This is a genomic window from Flavobacterium sp. W22_SRS_FK3 (assembly GCF_052113665.1).
GTDB lineage: Bacteria > Bacteroidota > Bacteroidia > Flavobacteriales > Flavobacteriaceae > Flavobacterium.
Genome location: NZ_JBGQOF010000009.1, coordinates 104,231 through 121,438, shown reverse-complemented (window position 1 = coordinate 121,438; position 17,208 = coordinate 104,231). Strand labels below are relative to the sequence as shown.

Below are 17,208 nucleotides of genomic sequence, written 5' to 3'. Positions count from 1 at the left end.
TTTTGATTATTTTGCATCAAATATCTTCAAACTACTTATGACAGAAATTACCAACTATATCACCAACGATTTTAGAGCAATCGACAGTCAGGAAACGATAGCCTCAGTTCAGGACTTTTTTTCCGACTTAAGTTTTTCTCATTTCCCTATTTTAGAAAACGGAACTTTTATAGGAAGCATTGCTTCTGATGATGTTGAAACATTTGATACTGACAAGAAAATTATTGATTACAAATATACATTAGAGCGCTTTTTTGCCCGAAAATCGATGATCTGGCTGGATGTTTTAGAAATTTTTGCTAAAAATCACACGAACGTAATTCCGGTACTTGACGAAAATAATGCTTACACAGGATATTATGAAATGGAAGATATCATGAAATTTTTTCAGGAAACCCCATTTCTAAAAGAGCAAGGTGGTATCATTATTGTTCAAAAAGGGCTTTTAGATTATTCTATGGGTCAGGTAACCCAAATCGTAGAAAGTAATAATGGTAAGATTTTAGGCTGTTTTATATCTGAAGCCGATTTAGAAAATGTTCATATTACAGTAAAAATTGGGGTTGGTCCAATGAACGAAATAATTCAGACTTTCAGAAGATACAATTACGAAATTATCTCAGAACATCAGGAAGATACTTATATTAACAGTTTAAAAGAACGTTCTGATTATCTAGACAAATACCTTAATATATAAAAATTAGATAATTTAGATAATCAGTCAATTAGATAATTACTGAATGAACTGAAAATTGTCTAATTTTCTAATTAACTCATTAGCTAATTTAAAAAAATGAAAGTAGCCATTTACGGACAGTATTACCAAAACAGTACCGAACCCATAATCAAAGATATTTTTGTATTTTTCAACAAAAATAATGTCGAAATGGTCATTGAAGATAACTTTCTGAAAATGCTTTATGAGAAACAATTAATTACAAAAGAATATAAAACTTTCTCATCAAAAACAGAACTCGATGATAGTTTTGAAATGTTGATCAGTATTGGTGGTGACGGAACGATTTTAAGAGCCGCTACTTTAGTTCGTAATTCCGGTGTTCCAATTTTAGGAATCAATGCAGGGAGATTAGGTTTTCTGGCGACTGTTCCAAAAGAAAGCATTGATGGCTTTTTACAATTTGTAATTGACAAAAACTACACAACCTCAGAAAGAACTTTATTAAGCATTACCTGCGATCCGAAAAATAATGCTATCGAAGATGATTTAAATTTTGCCATGAACGAAGTTACCGTTAGCCGAAAAGACACCACTTCGATGATTACTGTTGAAACCTACTTAAATAATGAATATTTGAACTCGTATTGGGCAGATGGCCTTATTCTCTCAACGCCAACAGGTTCAACAGGATATTCATTGAGTTGTGGCGGACCAATATTAACGCCTGATGTAAAAAGCCTGGTAATTACACCCATTGCTCCTCATAATCTAAATGCAAGACCATTAGTTATACCTGATGATACTGAAATCAAACTTCGTATATCCGGAAGAGAGGATCAATATTTAGTATCATTAGATTCCCGAATTGCATCGATAAAAAACGAATCAGTTTTAACCATTAAAAAAACAGGCTTTAAAATTAAAATGGTTGAAATTCCAGGTGAGACTTTCTTAAAAACACTCAGGAAAAAATTGCTTTGGGGAGAAGACAAAAGAAATTAAACACTTTTAGAAATTCCAACTATACGATATTAGTACTTTTTCTCGTTTAGCATATATCGAATCTTCATTAAATGTCTCAAAATCATATAGTAAATTTAAAAAAAGACACATTTAACCAAAGGAACGTTGATTCGTATTGATAATTATTATATTTGCACGCAATTTTGAATTAAATGAAGAAAATTTTTAATTTATTGTTATGTTTTTTTCCCTTTATTACACTTAATGCTCAAATTCATGAGATTGGTGTTTTTCTTGGTGGAAGCAACTTTGTTGGAGATGTTGGGAGCACTACATATATAGCTCCTGAAAAACTGGCAATTGGTGTATTGTACAAATGGAACAAAAGTCCACGCCATTCATATCGTTTTTCATACACACAATCTACAGTTACAGGAAACGACTTAGACTCAAATGAGGCTTCACGAAATAAAAGAGGCTTTAATTTTCAAAACAATATAAAAGAACTTTCTGCCGGATTAGAATTTAATTTCTTTGACTTTAATTTACACAATTGGGATCAAAAAATTACACCTTATATATTTTCTGGTATCAATTATTTTAAATATGATCAATTATATATAGAAAACGGAATTACCGAAAAAAATAAACGCTCAAGCTCATTTGCTATACCTATTATATTAGGGATAAAATCAAACATCAGCCGAAATTTTGTTTTAGCAGCCGAAATTGGAGCCAGATATACTTTTACAGACGATATTGACGGAAGCTTTCCTAAAGATGATTCTTTATCAGATAATCGTTTTGGCAATTTAAACAATAATGACTGGTATGTTTTTACTGGAGTAACCTTAACATATACCTTTGGACAAAAACCATGCTATTGCGCAGAATAAAATGAATTTATTAGAATCTATAGATAACACAAAATTACCCAGACATCTTGCCATTATTATGGACGGGAATGGTCGCTGGGCGAAACAACAAGGCTTTCTTCGTGCCTTTGGTCATGAAAATGGTACTAAATCAGTTAAGGAAACTATTAAAACATGTGCTAAACTAGGCATTGAGTTTCTAACCTTATATGCTTTTTCTACAGAAAACTGGAATCGACCAAAATTGGAAGTCGAGGCATTAATGAAATTGCTGATCAATTCATTAAGAAAAGAACTTACAACTTTGCAGGAAAACAATATAAGACTTAATGCTATTGGAAATCTTGATAAGTTACCAAAGAATGCTCAAAAAGAGTTAATGGATGTTATCGAAAAAACCAAAAACAATACCCGCCTAACACTAACATTAGCCTTAAGTTACGGATCAAGAGAAGAATTGATAAATGCCGTCAGAATCATCAGTGATAAAGTTAAAAATAATATAATTTCATTAGACACTATTGACGATTCAATTATAAATGAGCATCTTTACACGCAAAATTTACCTGATGTAGATTTATTAATACGAACAAGTGGAGAACACAGAATAAGTAATTTTTTGTTATGGCAAATTGCCTATGCAGAACTATATTTTACTGATGTACTCTGGCCAGACTTTAAAGAACAAGATTTATATGAGGCTATCATTAGTTATCAAAAAAGAGAACGTAGATTTGGAAAAACCAGTGAACAAATTAAATAATATTTTAGTGTTACAAAAAAGAATACAATTAGTACTTACCCTATTTCTTTTGGGTAGTTTTTCTCAAATTAAAGCTCAAGAAAGAATTCCTTTTGATCAGGGAAAAAAATACATTCTTGCAAAAGTTTCTGTTGTTGGTAAAATAAGCTTCAATGAACAAACCGTAGTAACATTTTCCGGCCTTCAAAAAGGACAGGAAATCACTATTCCAGGTGAAGAAATTAGTAGTGCAATCAAAAAATTAGGAAAACTTGGTCTCTTTGATGAAATTGCTTTTTATGTAAATAAAGTTGAAAATGACAGTATTTTTTTAGACTTAAACATAGTTGAACTGCCTAAGCTAAACGAAGTAAAATTTGTTGGCATTAAAAAGAGCAAGGTAGAAGGCCTTATAAAAGACAACAACCTGACAAAAAGCAAGATTGTAAACGAAAATTTAATCACTACGACAAAAAATTACATCGAAAACAAATATAAAAAAGACGGATTTTATAACACAAAAGTTACTATTACAACTACTCCTGATACCATTGCTGGAAACAACGTAAACATGCTTGTCCGGATTGACAAAGGTGATAAGGTAAAGATCAGCAGTATTGATTTCACAGGCAATGAACAACTTACAGACACTCAGTTAAGAAGAGCTATGAAAGACACCAAACAAAAAAACATTTTCCGTGTCCTGAAAGCTTCAAAATTTATTCCTGAAAAATACAAAACTGACTTAGAAAAAGTTATTGCTGCTTATAAAGAAAAAGGATATCGTGATGCACGTATTATATATGACTCGGTCACCTATAATAAAGAAAAAAACATGCTTGCTATCAAAATTAATCTGGAAGAAGGTAATAAATACTACTTCGGAAATATTAAGTTTTTAGGTAATACTGTTTATTCAGATCAACAGCTTAATCGTTATTTAGGAATTAAAAAAGGAGAGACCTACAATGGCGTTTTACTGGAAAAAAGAATAGCAGATAAAACTAAACCAGACGGTGAAGATATTACAAATTTATACCAAAACAACGGATATTTGTTTTCTAATATAAATGCAGTAGAGGTAAGAACGGCAAATGATACTATTGATTTTGAAATCAGGATTACCGAAGGACCTATTGCTTATTTCAACAAGATATCAGTAGTAGGAAATGATAAAACAAATGACCATGTTATTTATCGTGAATTAAGAACAAAACCGGGAGAGAAATACAGTAAAGAATTACTGGTAAGGACTATTCGTGAGATTGGCCAATTGGGATTTTTCGACCCTGAATCAATTGATCCTAAGTTTAAAAATGTAGATGCTGCAGCCGGAACGGTAGATATTGAATATAATCTGGTTGAAAAAGGTTCAAGTCAGGTAGAATTACAAGGAGGATATGGCGGTGGAGGTTTCATAGGAACCTTAGGTCTGTCTTTTAATAATTTTTCGGCAAGAAATATGTTTAAGAAGGAAGCTTACAAGCCATTACCAATGGGAGATGGTCAAAAAGTATCCTTACGTTTACAGGGTAGTACTTATTTCCAGACTTATAGTGTGTCATTCTCAGAGCCTTGGTTTGGAGGAAAAAAACCGGTACAATTTAGTTCCTCTATTTCTTATAGCAAACAGTTCAATTACAGTTATGGGAATAATGTAAATAAAGATCAAAGTTTTAACATCCTTACTTTACAAGTTGGACTTGCTAAAAGATTAACAGTTCCGGACGATTATTTTGTATTATCCCAATCTATAAGTTACCAACATTATGATTTGAATAATTATTTTACAGGATTATTTACTTTCGGTAATGGAGCATCGAGAAATTTGGCATATACTGTTGGTCTTACAAGAAGCAACAAAGGGGTTAATCCGATATTCCCAACTTATGGATCAGAATTTAGTGTTTCTGCAAAAGTAACTCCTCCTTATTCTTTGTTTAATGGAGTAGATTATTCAACGTTAGGGGAGAAAGATGAGTATAAAGCAAAATCTACTACTGAATATTACGGAACAGATGGTGTATTAGTAAAGCCAAATGATTATATTAACACAGATGGCAATAAGGTAAGTACACCTCAAGAGGCTGCAACTGATCAGGCAAAAGTAGATCAGCAAAAATACAATTGGCTTGAATATTATAAAATCAAATTTAAAGCAGACTGGTATAATAAAATATATGGAAAATTAGTTTTAAGAACATTAACCGAGTTTGGTTTCATGGGGGCCTATAATCAGGACAGAGGTATTGTGCCTTTTGAACGATTTTATTTAGGTGGAGATGGTATGGCGAACTATTCTATGGACGGTAGAGAAACAATTGGATTAAGAGGTTATGAAAACAACTCTTTGTCACCGACTGTAAACGGGCAACAAGTTGGAGCAACAATCTATAATAAATTCTCTATGGAGTTACGTTACCCTATTACACTTAAACCATCAGCATCAATTTATGCTTTAACATTTTTAGAAGCTGGTTCATCTTATAATGGATTTCAAAACTACAACCCGTTTGATTTATATCGTTCCGCCGGTTTTGGTTTACGTGTATTTATGCCTGCGTTTGGATTATTGGGTATTGATTTTGGTTACGGTTTTGATGCGCAGCCAAATGAAACCAAAGCACATGGACAGGAAATCCATTTTATTATTGGACAACAATTTTAAAAAGAAGATATTTGGTTGAAAATTTGAAATAAAGTTAATCTATGAGAAAACAATTTTTATTTATATTTTTAGCCTCGATTGTAGCGAATACAAGTCAGGCACAAACAAGATCGACTAGAATTGGCTATATCGACATGGAATATATTTTAGAAAATGTTTCTGATTACAAAGAAGCTAAATCTCAATTAGAACTAAAAGCGACTAAATGGAAACAGGAAATTGAAACCAAAAAATTAGAGATAAATAAATTAAAAGAAAGTCTTAAAACTGAAAAAGCGCTACTTACAAAAGAACTTATTGAAGAAAGGGAAACGGAAATTAAATTTCTGGAAAATGAAATGCTGGAATATCAACAAAAGCAATTTGGAGTTGACGGAAATTTAATGCATCAAAAAGCATCTTTAGCAAAACCAATACAAGATCAGGTTTTTACAGCTGTTCAGGATATTGCAGAAGCGAAGAATTATGATTTTATTTTTGATAAATCATCAGACTTGACCATGCTCTTTTCAGCAAAAAGATTTGATATAAGTGACCAGGTTATTCGTATTTTAAATAGAACAGAAAAAAGGGAACAGCTCAATAAAAAACAATTAAAACAGCAGGAAGCCAAAGAAAATCTTGAAAATGAGATTGACGAAAATCCGGCAATGGCAGAGAGACAAAAAGCCCTGGATGCAAGAAAAGCAGCAAGAGAAAAATTAGTTGCAGATAGAAAATTAGAACAAGAAGCTAAAAGAAAAGAATACGAAGATAAAAGAAACGCAATCGCTGCTGAAAAAGCTGCCAAAAAAAATGGCACGGTTTCTGAAACTGCTAAAACAACAACAGAAGAAGAAATAAAAACTGACGGAACAGCTAAACCGGCAACAGAGTCAACAACAATAGAGCCTACAACTACGACAGTTGATCCTAATATTAATAAAGCAGAAGAAAGACAGAGACTTTATGAACAGCGTAAAAAAGAGTTAGAAGAAAGAAAGAAAAAAATCTTGGAAGAAAGAGAAGCTGCAAAAAAAGCCAAAGAGGCAGAAACGGAGAAAACAAATACGACCAATAATTAATTAATATTTTTAAAATGATGAAACAAATCAAAACTTTACTAATTGCTGCAGTGCTTATTTTAACTGCAAACAATACAATGAATGCGCAGGCTAAAACAGCTCATGTTGATGTTAGCGAGATTATGTCGAAGATGCCAGCTATGCTTGATGCTCAAACCCAATTACAAAAATTAAGTGGTACATATGATGCTGAATACAAAAAAATGATTGATGAGTATCAAACAAAAATCAAAAAGTATGAAACTGAAGCGGCTACTGCTACAGAAGCTGTAAACAATGAGCGTTCTAAAGAAGTTCAGGACATGCAAAAAAGAATTGGAGATTACAGAGACAATGCTCAAAAAGAATTGCAACAAAAAGAAACTGATATCGTAAAACCTTTAATGGAAAAAGTAAGAGCTTCTATCCAAAAAATTGGTAAAGCTAAGGGTTACCAATACGTATTAGATGGTTCAACTCTTTTATTAGCAGATGGTCCAAATATTACTGCTGATGTTAAAAAAGATTTAGGATTCTAAGAAACAAATTTCTAATTACAAAAAATGGCTCAACTGAAATTGAGCCATTTTTGTTTTTTTATAATTTTATTTTTACACCTCCATTGATCGTAAATCCTTCGGTATGTGTCCAGATATCATCAAAGGTTGGTTTGTTATGAGGATCATTGACAACTCTTTTATAGTTACTTTGTCGTGTATCGGTAAAGTTTTCAAAATTGATAAAGAAAGCAAAATTACGCCACAAAGTCTTTTCGACCATAAAGCCAAATTCCCAATATGTTGGTGTCTTTGTTCCATCATACAAAAATTGCTCATCGGTAAAATAGCCTTCTAATCCCATTTTAAAATTATTTTCCTTTTCATAAATCAAAGCCAGATTTACTTTATTATTTGGGAGTAAAGGTAAAAATTGATTTCCCTTTAAATATTTGGCTGTTGCATCTGTAAAAGTATATCCTGCAAAAAGTTTAAAATCTTCCCGAAAAATTAACTTAATATTGGTTTCAAAACCTTTGCTTAAAACTGGATCCGATGCATTTACAAAAAATGAATAAACTGCATCGTTTTCCAAAACCAATGGTTTACTAATTTTTGTTATAAAAAACATTTGGTTGACAGAAAATTTCAAATCAGATAAAATATTTACTTTATAATTTATGTCTGCCGTACCTCCAATACTTTTTTCGGCCTTAACATTTTGTAGAGCCAAGACATTTTGATATTGAACAGATTCAGTTTGCTCTGTAAAAACAGTTGGAATTTTGTATCCTAATCCAGCTCCAATTCTGCTGCTCCATTGTGAATTTATTTTAAACAATGCAGAAATTTTTGGCAAAAAGAAAGTTTGGTTTTTAGAAAAATTATTATTTGAATACGACACATTATCGAATCGCAAACCGTTTTCTAATTTGATAGTTTCCGAAACATCCCAAGTATGTTGAACATACATCCCTGTAGTAAAAGATTTAGCATCTAAAACACCTGAATTTCTTTGTTCAAAATTATCATAAACGAAATTCGCACCGCTTATCAAAGTATACTTTTCTTTGTTTATCACATAAGATGCATCTGTAAAAGCATTCACATTTATACCTGAAAACTCATAATCCGGAATATTGATTACTCTGTCAAAAAAGCTAAGGCTTTGTTTTAACTTAAAGCTACTCTGGCTTTCAAATTTTTTGTCCAATTCAAAAGTAGTTGTATTTCTAAATGTTTTGTTTTCTTCAAAATAAGCATGATACAAATTTGCATCTCCTGCAATTACATGCATATCTCCTCCTTCCATATTTGTTTTAGTAAAACTATTGCCGAGCATAAAACTCAAATTTTCTGAAGGATAATAAAACAAACGTGGATTAATGGTGAAATTATGAGATTTTGGAGTTTCAGAGAAATCGTCATCATCTACATCAAAAGCCTTTTGAAAATTGACTAAGCCTAATATCGAATATCCAAATTTACCTTTTCGTTGTGATGCATATCCCCCAATATTAGTCTGAGTGATATTCGATTGATTCAAAATAAAATTGTATTCTCCTTTTTCCTTAGGTGTTTTTGAGATAAAATTAATAACACCAGCGATTGCCCCTCCTCCATATAATGTTGAAGATGGCCCTTTTATAACCTCAACTTGCTGTAAATCCAAGGGTGGAATTTCAAGAATACTCAAACCACTTGCAAAATTTCCAAAGTTAGCATAACCATCTTTCAATAACTGTGTATAACGACCGTCAAGTCCCTGAACCCGAATACTTGCATTACCGCTTGTAGCAGATGTTTGCTGCACCTGCAAACCTGTACTTTCATGCAAAACCATGCTAACATTTGCAGGTTTCATATTTGCTTTTTCATCGAGTTCTTCAGCATCTATTGATTCGATCCTTGTTGGTGTATTTCTAATTGTTCTGCTGGTTCGGGTTGACTGAACAACTACCTCATCCAGTTCTTCTTCTTCACTGGTAATCAATTGAACTTTTAAAATCTTTCCATTCTGTTTTGGAAAAATTACATTTAATGAAAATTCTTCATAACCTAAAAAATTAAAAATGATTTTTTGGTCACCGTTTTCAACTGAATTAAATTCAATCGCACCATTTTCATCCGTTATTCCGGAAAGTTTAGTGTTTTGAATCTGAACAGAGACTCCAATTAATTCCTTCTGAGTTTTGTTATCTTTCACGATAACTTTTAACGTGTTTTGACTATACGCAAACGAACACATCAGCATAGCCAAAATAAATATATATTTTGTCATTTGTTATTAAATTAAATAAGATATTAATACTATCCGAAGCGAGAAACTACGGATAAAAGTCAATACTGATTTAACTTAATTTTGGCGGCTGCCAGATTCCCAAATAAATTGTTTTGTAGTGGTTGTAAACATAAAAATCAATTAGATTTTTAGCATCAACAAAATTGAAATCTTTTTCTTTTTTGAAAAAGTGATTTTGAAATTGAAACCCATGGGTTCCACAGCATGCACAGGAACATAATGGAGTACATTGATCGTTTTGAGAATCAGATTTTTGATCCTGAGGATGATTTTTATGTAGTTCTGTTTTTGCCAAACTGCTACAATTATCAATGTCATTACAAGGCATCAATGACAATGAAACAAGATATATCGAAAACAAAAACCAAATAAACTTCATGTTGTAAATATAAAAAATATTTCAGGACTGGTTTAATTAAGTAGGTCACATTACATAAAATTTCTAATTTATTTAACTTAAAATACAATAAAAAGTACGAATTTAGATTCTGAAAAATGTAATTTTGTTTTATGAACAATAACAATCCTATAGGCGTTTTTGATTCTGGAATTGGAGGAACTTCCATATGGAGCGCGATTTACGAACTTCTTCCAAACGAGAAAACCATTTATTTAGCAGATAGTAAAAATGCTCCTTACGGTCAAAAAACCAAAGAAGAAATTATTGCTTTAAGTAAAAAAAATGTAGATTTTTTAATTGAGAATGACTGCAAATTAATCGTTGTTGCCTGTAATACAGCTACTACAAACGCTATTCAAGAACTTCGTGCTGCTTATAACATTCCGTTTATAGGAATTGAACCGGCCATAAAACCGGCTGCTCATAATTCGAAAACCCAGGTTATTGGTATCTTAGCCACAAAAGGCACACTCAATAGTGAGCTGTTTAACAAGAATGCTGAAATGTTTCATGATACAAAAATTATAGAACAAATAGGACATGGTTTAGTTGAGCTTATTGAAAATGGTAATCTTAATTCTCCCGAAATGACACGTTTATTAGATTCTTATTTACGGCCCATGATTGAAGCCAATATTGATTATCTCGTTTTAGGCTGCAGTCATTATCCCTATTTAATTCCACAGATTAAAAAAATACTACCGGAGCATATTCAAATTATTGATTCGGGAGAAGCAGTGGCCAGGCAAACCAAAAACATTTTACGTGAAAAAGTAGGATTTTCGAATACTGAAAAAAGCGAACCTGTCTTTTATATCAATTCAAATCCTGCTGTTTTAACATCAATTTTAGACAGTAAATATAGTGTCATCCAAAAAGATTTTTAACTGATTAGTCTATTTTTCGTTTTACGAACCAAATTCCGTCCAGTGATAAATTGAGTGATAATTTATGATAATTCTCTTTTATCAAACCTTCCCCAATTTTTCCTTTTTGTCCGTAAGAGTAAGAAATATTAAGAACCGAAAACGTATTGTCAACCGGTAAGGAAACCCCAAGAGAGATTGCGGTATTATTGACTCGTTTTCCATCAACTTCCAGATATCCGGTATCAAAATTTAATCCTGTTCCAAATTGAACTCTATCCCAATAACTTCTAATATCTTTATTTTTTCTAAAGCTAAATCCTAAAGCAAAACGATCCTGATTTACAAAATCACCATATAATTCAGATTGATTTGTATCGTTCCATAAACTTTTTTCATAATCCAAGGTCATCGTCAAATTGTTTTTGAAGCGTTTACTAATCCCAAAACCAATTTCTAAAGGCATATAATAGTCATCTGTATCAGAAGCTGCATCAGATTCTATAGTACTTTCATTTGAATTACTTATATTGGCAACTGACTGAATTTTAGAAGCTTTAATCTGAGCTGGCAATTTAAAAGTCGAAGCAATCGTAAAAGTAGAATCAATTTTATACTGAGTACCCAAAGTTGTACGTAAACCACTGTAATCTGTTTTTTTATTAATTGAAGTTATTGAATTTGAAATTGTATAACTTCTTTCATCAGTTATATTTCCAAACAATACACTTCCCGAAAGTCCTATTGATAATTTTTTGCTTATGCGATACCCGTATGAAAAATCAAAATTATTTAATCCGCCTGATCCTTCAGCATTTAAAGTATAATATTCTGAAGTATTCGAAATAGGTAATTTTAAATCTGAAATTTTAAATGAAGCGCTTGAATATGGTCGCAAAGCAATACTGAAAGCAGCTTTTTTAGTAACCGGAAATGCAAAAGCGATATGCGAAAACTGAAAATTATTACGTTTTTCAGTTTTAGAACTGCTCTGAAAAGCTGTCCCAATTGCCTTTCCGCCTACTTCAAACATAAAATGGTTTAGTGGAAAATTTCCTAATGAAGCCGGATTGAGATTATTGATAAAAGTTTCCGATGGAAGTGCTATTCCGGAAGAACCAATTGAAGGTATTGAACCATAATCAGCATCATATAAACTTCCTAATCCATACAAGGAATAAGGAGAACTCGAAATACTTTGCGAAAATGAGCTTACATATATTAAAATGAAGCAAATTAAAAAGGCGATTTTATTTTTCATTTAATAAGAGAGGTAGTAAATTTTCAATTGGATTTTATTATTCGAATGTTTTTGATCGCCCAAAACAAGCCTGTTAACCGCCTTATTAATGGTTGGCAAAACAAAGACCAGCGAAGATTTAGAGTCTGACTGCTTAAGCATTTCTGTCTGCAAAAAATTCCCAAGAGACAATGAATACTGAACATTTTCATTAAACTCATCACTTTTTTTATTAAGACTTGCATATAAAGCAGTTCCGGAAGAACTATTTAAAGTACCGCTGATCCTGTTTAATTTATCAGCAACAAAAACACGTAATGAATCAGATAAGGGGAATTTTTCAGAGTATGTATTATTAACGGGTTTCAAAATCAATTCTGCATCGACAATGGCGCCTTTATCAGATATGTATTTGAGCTGTTTTATGTTTGGAAAATCAATTCTGCAGGCAACTCCGGTTCCTGACTGAATAAAACCCTGATTATTGGTTAACAAACTTGATAATTTACTGCTTGAGGCCGGTAAATTTTGAATTAACGTACCTGTATTGTCCAGTGCAACAGCATTAAATTGTTTAGCAGCATCTGTAATGGCAAAATCTTTTATAAAGGAATCTACATCGTCACCAAGATATTTTGAATAATACAACCGTACTTTACTTGTCAAATCAAATCCAATGACACTTGAAGAATTTTCAGTTGAAGGAACAAGCACGAGCCCTTTAAAATACTCTGTAAAACTATCAAAGTCTGTAATCTCTCTTTTCTTAAACTTTAAAAAAAGTGCTTCACCAAAAGCAGCATCCATTTTAATATTAATAGAGTCTTTTTCTAACGGTCTTGGTTTATAAGAAATGGCCCCTAAAATTTCTGTACTATAATTCAAAACCGAATTATTATAAAAAGAATCATCATCAGTATTAGGTTTAACTTTTTGAATTAATCGATGAATATTAAATGTTTGCACTTTGGTCGTATCTCCGTAATAATAATTATCATATTTTAAGATCATGGAAATAGAATCAAAAACATAATTTGTCGCTTCAGTATCAGACGAACCACTAATTAAACTATATGAATCTGGTGCCAATTGAAAATAACTGCTTGATTTTACTTTACCAAAAAGAGGATCGTCATAGTTTCCAATCAAAATCCTGCTTTGATTAGATGTAATAAGAGAATCGAAATTTATTGTAGACATTTCGACCGTAACAGTGTCAATTAAAATTACTTTATTATTTACTGCCAAATAATCAGATCCAACGACAAACTCTCCGGTATCTGTATCTGTACCGCATGAAACTATTGAAAAAGCAAAAAACAACATCAATATAAACTTATACATAATCCAATTTTTTGGGCAAATATAAAAGGCACATTTCTGGACAACACTATAACATATACAATCCCGCATTTTTAGACTATAGAAAGCATAAAATCATCTACAACCGGTTGATGGAAACAAATAATTGATTAAACCTGTAAAATTGCCATTTAGTCTATCAGAATCCCCCATACATATATCTTCTTTTTTTTAAAACTGGTTGCCCCCTACTTTTGGACCAATTAAAAAAGCAATGAAAACAAAGGTTTTAGTTTGGTTAGTGTTTTTTGTTTGCCCTTTTAGCATACAGGCACAAGAAAAGTTTTATGCCGATTTTAATTTAAACACGGAAACAACAAAGGAAATTAATTTTAACGAAGCAAATACCGGCATATTTATTTCTAAAAAAATAGACGATAAAAATGAAATTACAAATACAACTGAATACACAAATCTTAAGATAAAGTACGAAGCAGGAACTTATAATTATTTTGAAAACCTTAATCAGTTCAATAGGATTCAAAACAAATTTGAAATTTCGCATACAGTTTCAGATGCGACCAAATTCAGTTTATCTGTTACGCCAACAATTAATTTCCAGCAAAATTTAGGTTTTTCGGATGTAAGTGTTTTAGGCAGTTTTCAATTTTATCAGAAGTTAAATTCAAAATTAGCTTTAAATATTGGCATGGAGAGGTCAACAGTGTTTGGTTCACCTAAATTCATACCTATATTGTCATTTTCAGGAAAAATAAATAATCAAAGCAGTTTATTAATAGGTTTTCCGGATTCTAAAATAGAGTATTCTAATAATGAGCGAAACAAATTTAGTATGAGTAATAGTTTTAATGGTAGTTTTTACAACTTGGATGAGTCTGTAGCTATGTACGATACGGCAGCAAAAATTAGTTCTCACCAAATGACAACTTCCTTTGAATATCAAAGAAATATGGACACAAACTGGTTCATAAATTTTAAAGGAGGTTATGATTTTGATAAAAAATACAATCTTTTGGACGAAAATAATCATAAACTATATGATTTTAATACCGGTAACGGATACATTTTTAGCATTGGGATCAAATACAAACAATAAATAAATTAATATACTATGAATAATTTAAAAAAGGGAATATTATTCGCGGCACTATTTTCAAGTCTATTTTTCACAGGCTGTAGTAACGATGATGAAGATGATGATTTAATAGGAAACTGGATTAAAAAATCATCATTTGATGGACCTGCCAGATCTAGTGCAACCAGTTTTGTGATTGGAGATTATGCTTACGTTACCACTGGGTATACAGGAGATGAATATTTAAAAGATTTATGGGCATACAATTCAAATGGAGATTATTGGGAGCAAAAAGCTGATTTTATTGGAATAGGGAGAAGTTCTGCTTCTAGTTTTGCATTAAACGAAAAAGGATACATAGGCCTTGGGTATGACGGAACAAATAAACTGAAAGATTTTTATCAATACGACCCGGACAGTAATTCATGGACACAAAAAACTGAATTTACGGGATCAGCTCGCTACGGAGCTGTTGGTTTTCAGGTCGGTGGAAAAGCTTATTTTGGAACTGGATATGATGGAAATTATTTAAAAGATTTTTATCAATATGATGATTCTGCTAATACATGGACACTTGTTAGCGGTTTCAGCGGAAACAAAAGACGTAATGCTACCGTTTTTATTATAAATGACAAAGCGTATTTGGGGACTGGTGTAAATAACGGAACCAATCAGGTAGATTTTTGGGAGTTTGATCCATCTACCGATGTATGGACCAGAAAACGTGATATAGATCAGGACGATGATGACGACTACAGTTATAATGATGACTATGCAATAACACGTTCAAATGCGTCAAGTTTCAGCTTAAACGGACTAGGTTATGTTGTAGGTGGTGAGGGGATCAAAACGGTATGGGAATATAACCCCTCTACCGATATCTGGATCGAAAGAACACCTCTTGAAGGAGCCACCAGAACCGATGCAGTAGGTTTTGCAATTAATAACAGAGGTTTTTTAATGCTAGGACGAATTGGCTCCACTTATTTTGATGATGCTTGGGAATTTAAACCATTAGAAGAACAAAATGACGACGATAATTAATAACTCAAATGCTAAATTCTTTCAGAATAAAACCTGGAAGAATTTGTTTTTTATTTTATTTTTCCTGTTGCTAACGGGTTGCTCAAAAAAAGAAACACTACAAGTTGCTTCTATAAAAACAGCAACTGGCTGGGGTTATACAATTTTATATAAAAACAAAATTATAATCAAACAATCGATTATTCCTTTTATTAGTGAAAATAAAAGTTTTAACTCAGAAGATGATGCTTTAAAAGTAGCCGCTTTAGTCGTAAAAAAACTAAATCAAAACACATCGCCATCGGTAACCAAAAATGATTTAATTTTATTAAAAATAAAAATGTAAATGAATATCGGTGATCTTAAAAATATAAATTCAGATAAAACTTTGTTCCATATAACCATATGGACTTTCTTTATCTTGACATCATTAATTCAGTTTTACGAAAGTCCCTTTAAAATCAATAATGATTTTTATGTGCAATGGGGAACAGGAATTATTTTGTTTTATCTGAACTATTTTTATTTCGTACCTGTTTTACTTTTAGAAAAAAAATACTGGCTCTATTTTGTCATTATTCTGGCTCTTATTTTATTTTTTATGATGATCAGAATCCATTATTTTATTCCTGAATTTAATCATTTAAGGCCGCAAAACATGATGCCCCCAAAAATGATGCCTGAGGAAGAAGCAAGGATATTTATGAAAGACGGAAGAGTAAAAATGGGATTGCATAAACAACCACTCTTTTTTAAGATAGGCCCCTCTTTTTTTTATCTTTTAATTACAGCCATTAGTGCAATTATTAGAACCTTAACCGAATTTTATCAAAATCAACAAAATAAATTAATTGCCGAGACACATAGAACAAATACTGAGTTGAATTATTTACGAAAACAGACTAATCCGCACTTTCTGTTTAATTCTCTTAATAGCATCTATTCTTTAGCTCACAAAAAATCTGATTTGGTCCCTGATGCCATCGTAACATTGTCTGAATTAATGCGCTACATGCTGTATGAAACAGATAATAAAACGGTGGCTTTAGAAAAAGAGATTAATTATATTCAAAATTATATTGAATTACAAAAATTAAGGCTCAACAATATTGAAGACATTGTTATAAACGTTCACGGAAATACTAAAAATAAATTTATTGAACCTTTATTATTAATTTCATTTATAGAAAATGCTTTTAAATACGGAACCGATTACAAAGGAGCTACACATGTAAAAATTAAGATCATCATACTTGAAAATAATCTTGATTTTTGGATAGAAAACACAATCAAAAACTATGCAAAAGATCCTGAAAATTCCGGTATCGGATTAGCAAATATTCAAAGCAGACTGGATTTATTATACCCAAATGCACATGAATTGACAATAAAACAAGATAACAGATATTATCGTGTACATTTAAATTTAAAATTAGACAAAATTCAAACTGACATTCATTAAAATCAGTATTTTAACTAAATTTTAAAATGTAAGTTTTTCGTTTAAAGCTA

The 17,208-nt window shown here is 31.6% G+C and carries 16 protein-coding genes; 12 read left to right on the top strand and 4 right to left on the bottom strand.

Features of this window, described 5'->3' with window-relative positions:
• Positions 1-37 precede the first annotated feature (37 nt).
• From ACEN2I_RS10830 to ACEN2I_RS10800, 7 genes are all read left to right on the top strand, one after another.
• Positions 38-697, top strand: coding sequence for a CBS domain-containing protein (locus ACEN2I_RS10830; RefSeq protein ID WP_441766119.1), 660 nt, complete (start codon positions 38-40; stop codon positions 695-697).
• A 96-nt stretch (positions 698-793) separates the two neighbouring features.
• On the top strand, positions 794-1,681 hold the full coding sequence (locus ACEN2I_RS10825) for an NAD kinase (protein WP_441766118.1): 888 nt from the start codon (positions 794-796) through the stop codon (positions 1,679-1,681).
• Between the two features lie 173 nt (positions 1,682-1,854).
• Positions 1,855-2,538, top strand: a complete 684-nt coding sequence (locus tag ACEN2I_RS10820; protein ID WP_441766117.1) for a DUF6089 family protein — start codon at positions 1,855-1,857, stop codon at positions 2,536-2,538.
• A gap of 1 nt (position 2,539) precedes the next feature.
• Positions 2,540-3,280 carry an isoprenyl transferase gene (locus tag ACEN2I_RS10815; protein ID WP_441766201.1) on the top strand — a complete coding sequence of 247 codons (741 nt, stop codon included), beginning with the start codon at positions 2,540-2,542 and terminating at the stop codon, positions 3,278-3,280.
• Complete coding sequence (locus tag ACEN2I_RS10810; protein ID WP_441766116.1) at positions 3,213-5,927, top strand: BamA/OMP85 family outer membrane protein; 2,715 nt, start codon at positions 3,213-3,215, stop codon at positions 5,925-5,927. The genes ACEN2I_RS10815 and ACEN2I_RS10810 overlap by 68 nt, the downstream gene beginning before the upstream one ends.
• 41 nt (positions 5,928-5,968) lie before the next feature.
• Positions 5,969-6,991, top strand: coding sequence for an OmpH family outer membrane protein (locus ACEN2I_RS10805; RefSeq protein ID WP_441766115.1), 1,023 nt, complete (start codon positions 5,969-5,971; stop codon positions 6,989-6,991).
• A 14-nt stretch (positions 6,992-7,005) separates the two neighbouring features.
• Entirely contained in the window at positions 7,006-7,509 is a 504-nt protein-coding gene (locus ACEN2I_RS10800; protein ID WP_441766114.1) for an OmpH family outer membrane protein, read from the top strand.
• Positions 7,510-7,567: 58 nt separating this feature from the next.
• Here the strand turns inward: ACEN2I_RS10800 and ACEN2I_RS10795 are convergent, their stop codons facing one another.
• On the bottom strand, positions 7,568-9,748 hold the full coding sequence (locus tag ACEN2I_RS10795) for a TonB-dependent receptor (protein ID WP_441766113.1): 2,181 nt from the start codon (positions 9,746-9,748) through the stop codon (positions 7,568-7,570).
• A 70-nt stretch (positions 9,749-9,818) separates the two neighbouring features.
• A complete protein-coding gene (locus ACEN2I_RS10790) occupies positions 9,819-10,148 on the bottom strand; it encodes a DUF6660 family protein (RefSeq protein WP_441766112.1) in 330 nt (109 codons plus the stop codon).
• Positions 10,149-10,279: 131 nt separating this feature from the next.
• On the opposite strand from ACEN2I_RS10790, the gene murI reads away from it, so the two are divergent.
• Entirely contained in the window at positions 10,280-11,056 is a 777-nt protein-coding gene (gene murI / locus ACEN2I_RS10785; RefSeq protein WP_441766111.1) for a glutamate racemase, read from the top strand.
• 4 nt (positions 11,057-11,060) lie between these two features.
• Here murI and ACEN2I_RS10780 read toward each other — a convergent pair whose 3' ends face one another.
• Together ACEN2I_RS10780 and ACEN2I_RS10775 are read right to left on the bottom strand one after the other, a co-directional pair.
• Positions 11,061-12,296, bottom strand: a complete 1,236-nt coding sequence (locus tag ACEN2I_RS10780) for an aromatic hydrocarbon degradation protein (RefSeq protein ID WP_441766110.1) — start codon at positions 12,294-12,296, stop codon at positions 11,061-11,063.
• On the bottom strand, positions 12,297-13,619 hold the full coding sequence (locus ACEN2I_RS10775) for a DUF4270 family protein (RefSeq protein WP_441766109.1): 1,323 nt from the start codon (positions 13,617-13,619) through the stop codon (positions 12,297-12,299). It abuts the gene before it with no gap.
• 232 nt (positions 13,620-13,851) lie between these two features.
• Between ACEN2I_RS10775 and ACEN2I_RS10770 the strand changes: the two genes are divergently transcribed.
• Genes ACEN2I_RS10770 through ACEN2I_RS10755 form a run of 4 tightly spaced genes read left to right on the top strand, consistent with a single transcriptional unit; the run spans position 13,852 to position 17,158 of the window.
• Complete coding sequence (locus ACEN2I_RS10770) at positions 13,852-14,694, top strand: DUF6268 family outer membrane beta-barrel protein (protein WP_441766108.1); 843 nt, start codon at positions 13,852-13,854, stop codon at positions 14,692-14,694.
• Positions 14,695-14,709: 15 nt separating this feature from the next.
• Positions 14,710-15,717 (top strand): Kelch repeat-containing protein, encoded by a 1,008-nt coding sequence (locus ACEN2I_RS10765; RefSeq protein ID WP_441766107.1) that lies wholly within the window; start codon positions 14,710-14,712, stop codon positions 15,715-15,717.
• Entirely contained in the window at positions 15,701-16,042 is a 342-nt protein-coding gene (locus tag ACEN2I_RS10760) for a DUF4907 domain-containing protein (protein WP_441766106.1), read from the top strand. Before ACEN2I_RS10765 ends, ACEN2I_RS10760 begins: the two co-directional genes overlap by 17 nt.
• Positions 16,043-17,158 (top strand): sensor histidine kinase, encoded by a 1,116-nt coding sequence (locus ACEN2I_RS10755; RefSeq protein WP_441766105.1) that lies wholly within the window; start codon positions 16,043-16,045, stop codon positions 17,156-17,158. It begins immediately after the preceding gene.
• Positions 17,159-17,208: the final 50 nt, after the last annotated feature.

Coding starts and splice junctions, on each gene's coding strand:
- ACEN2I_RS10825 (WP_441766118.1), top strand. CDS start 794: ATGAAAGTAGCCATTTACGGACAGTATTACCAAAACAGTACCGAACCC.
- ACEN2I_RS10790 (WP_441766112.1), bottom strand. CDS start 10,148: ATGAAGTTTATTTGGTTTTTGTTTTCGATATATCTTGTTTCATTGTCA.
- ACEN2I_RS10760 (WP_441766106.1), top strand. CDS start 15,701: ATGACGACGATAATTAATAACTCAAATGCTAAATTCTTTCAGAATAAA.
- ACEN2I_RS10800 (WP_441766114.1), top strand. CDS start 7,006: ATGATGAAACAAATCAAAACTTTACTAATTGCTGCAGTGCTTATTTTA.
- murI (WP_441766111.1), top strand. CDS start 10,280: ATGAACAATAACAATCCTATAGGCGTTTTTGATTCTGGAATTGGAGGA.
- ACEN2I_RS10810 (WP_441766116.1), top strand. CDS start 3,213: ATGAGGCTATCATTAGTTATCAAAAAAGAGAACGTAGATTTGGAAAAA.
- ACEN2I_RS10830 (WP_441766119.1), top strand. CDS start 38: ATGACAGAAATTACCAACTATATCACCAACGATTTTAGAGCAATCGAC.
- ACEN2I_RS10815 (WP_441766201.1), top strand. CDS start 2,540: ATGAATTTATTAGAATCTATAGATAACACAAAATTACCCAGACATCTT.
- ACEN2I_RS10770 (WP_441766108.1), top strand. CDS start 13,852: ATGAAAACAAAGGTTTTAGTTTGGTTAGTGTTTTTTGTTTGCCCTTTT.
- ACEN2I_RS10795 (WP_441766113.1), bottom strand. CDS start 9,748: ATGACAAAATATATATTTATTTTGGCTATGCTGATGTGTTCGTTTGCG.
- ACEN2I_RS10765 (WP_441766107.1), top strand. CDS start 14,710: ATGAATAATTTAAAAAAGGGAATATTATTCGCGGCACTATTTTCAAGT.
- ACEN2I_RS10775 (WP_441766109.1), bottom strand. CDS start 13,619: ATGTATAAGTTTATATTGATGTTGTTTTTTGCTTTTTCAATAGTTTCA.
- ACEN2I_RS10820 (WP_441766117.1), top strand. CDS start 1,855: ATGAAGAAAATTTTTAATTTATTGTTATGTTTTTTTCCCTTTATTACA.
- ACEN2I_RS10805 (WP_441766115.1), top strand. CDS start 5,969: ATGAGAAAACAATTTTTATTTATATTTTTAGCCTCGATTGTAGCGAAT.
- ACEN2I_RS10780 (WP_441766110.1), bottom strand. CDS start 12,296: ATGAAAAATAAAATCGCCTTTTTAATTTGCTTCATTTTAATATATGTA.
- ACEN2I_RS10755 (WP_441766105.1), top strand. CDS start 16,043: ATGAATATCGGTGATCTTAAAAATATAAATTCAGATAAAACTTTGTTC.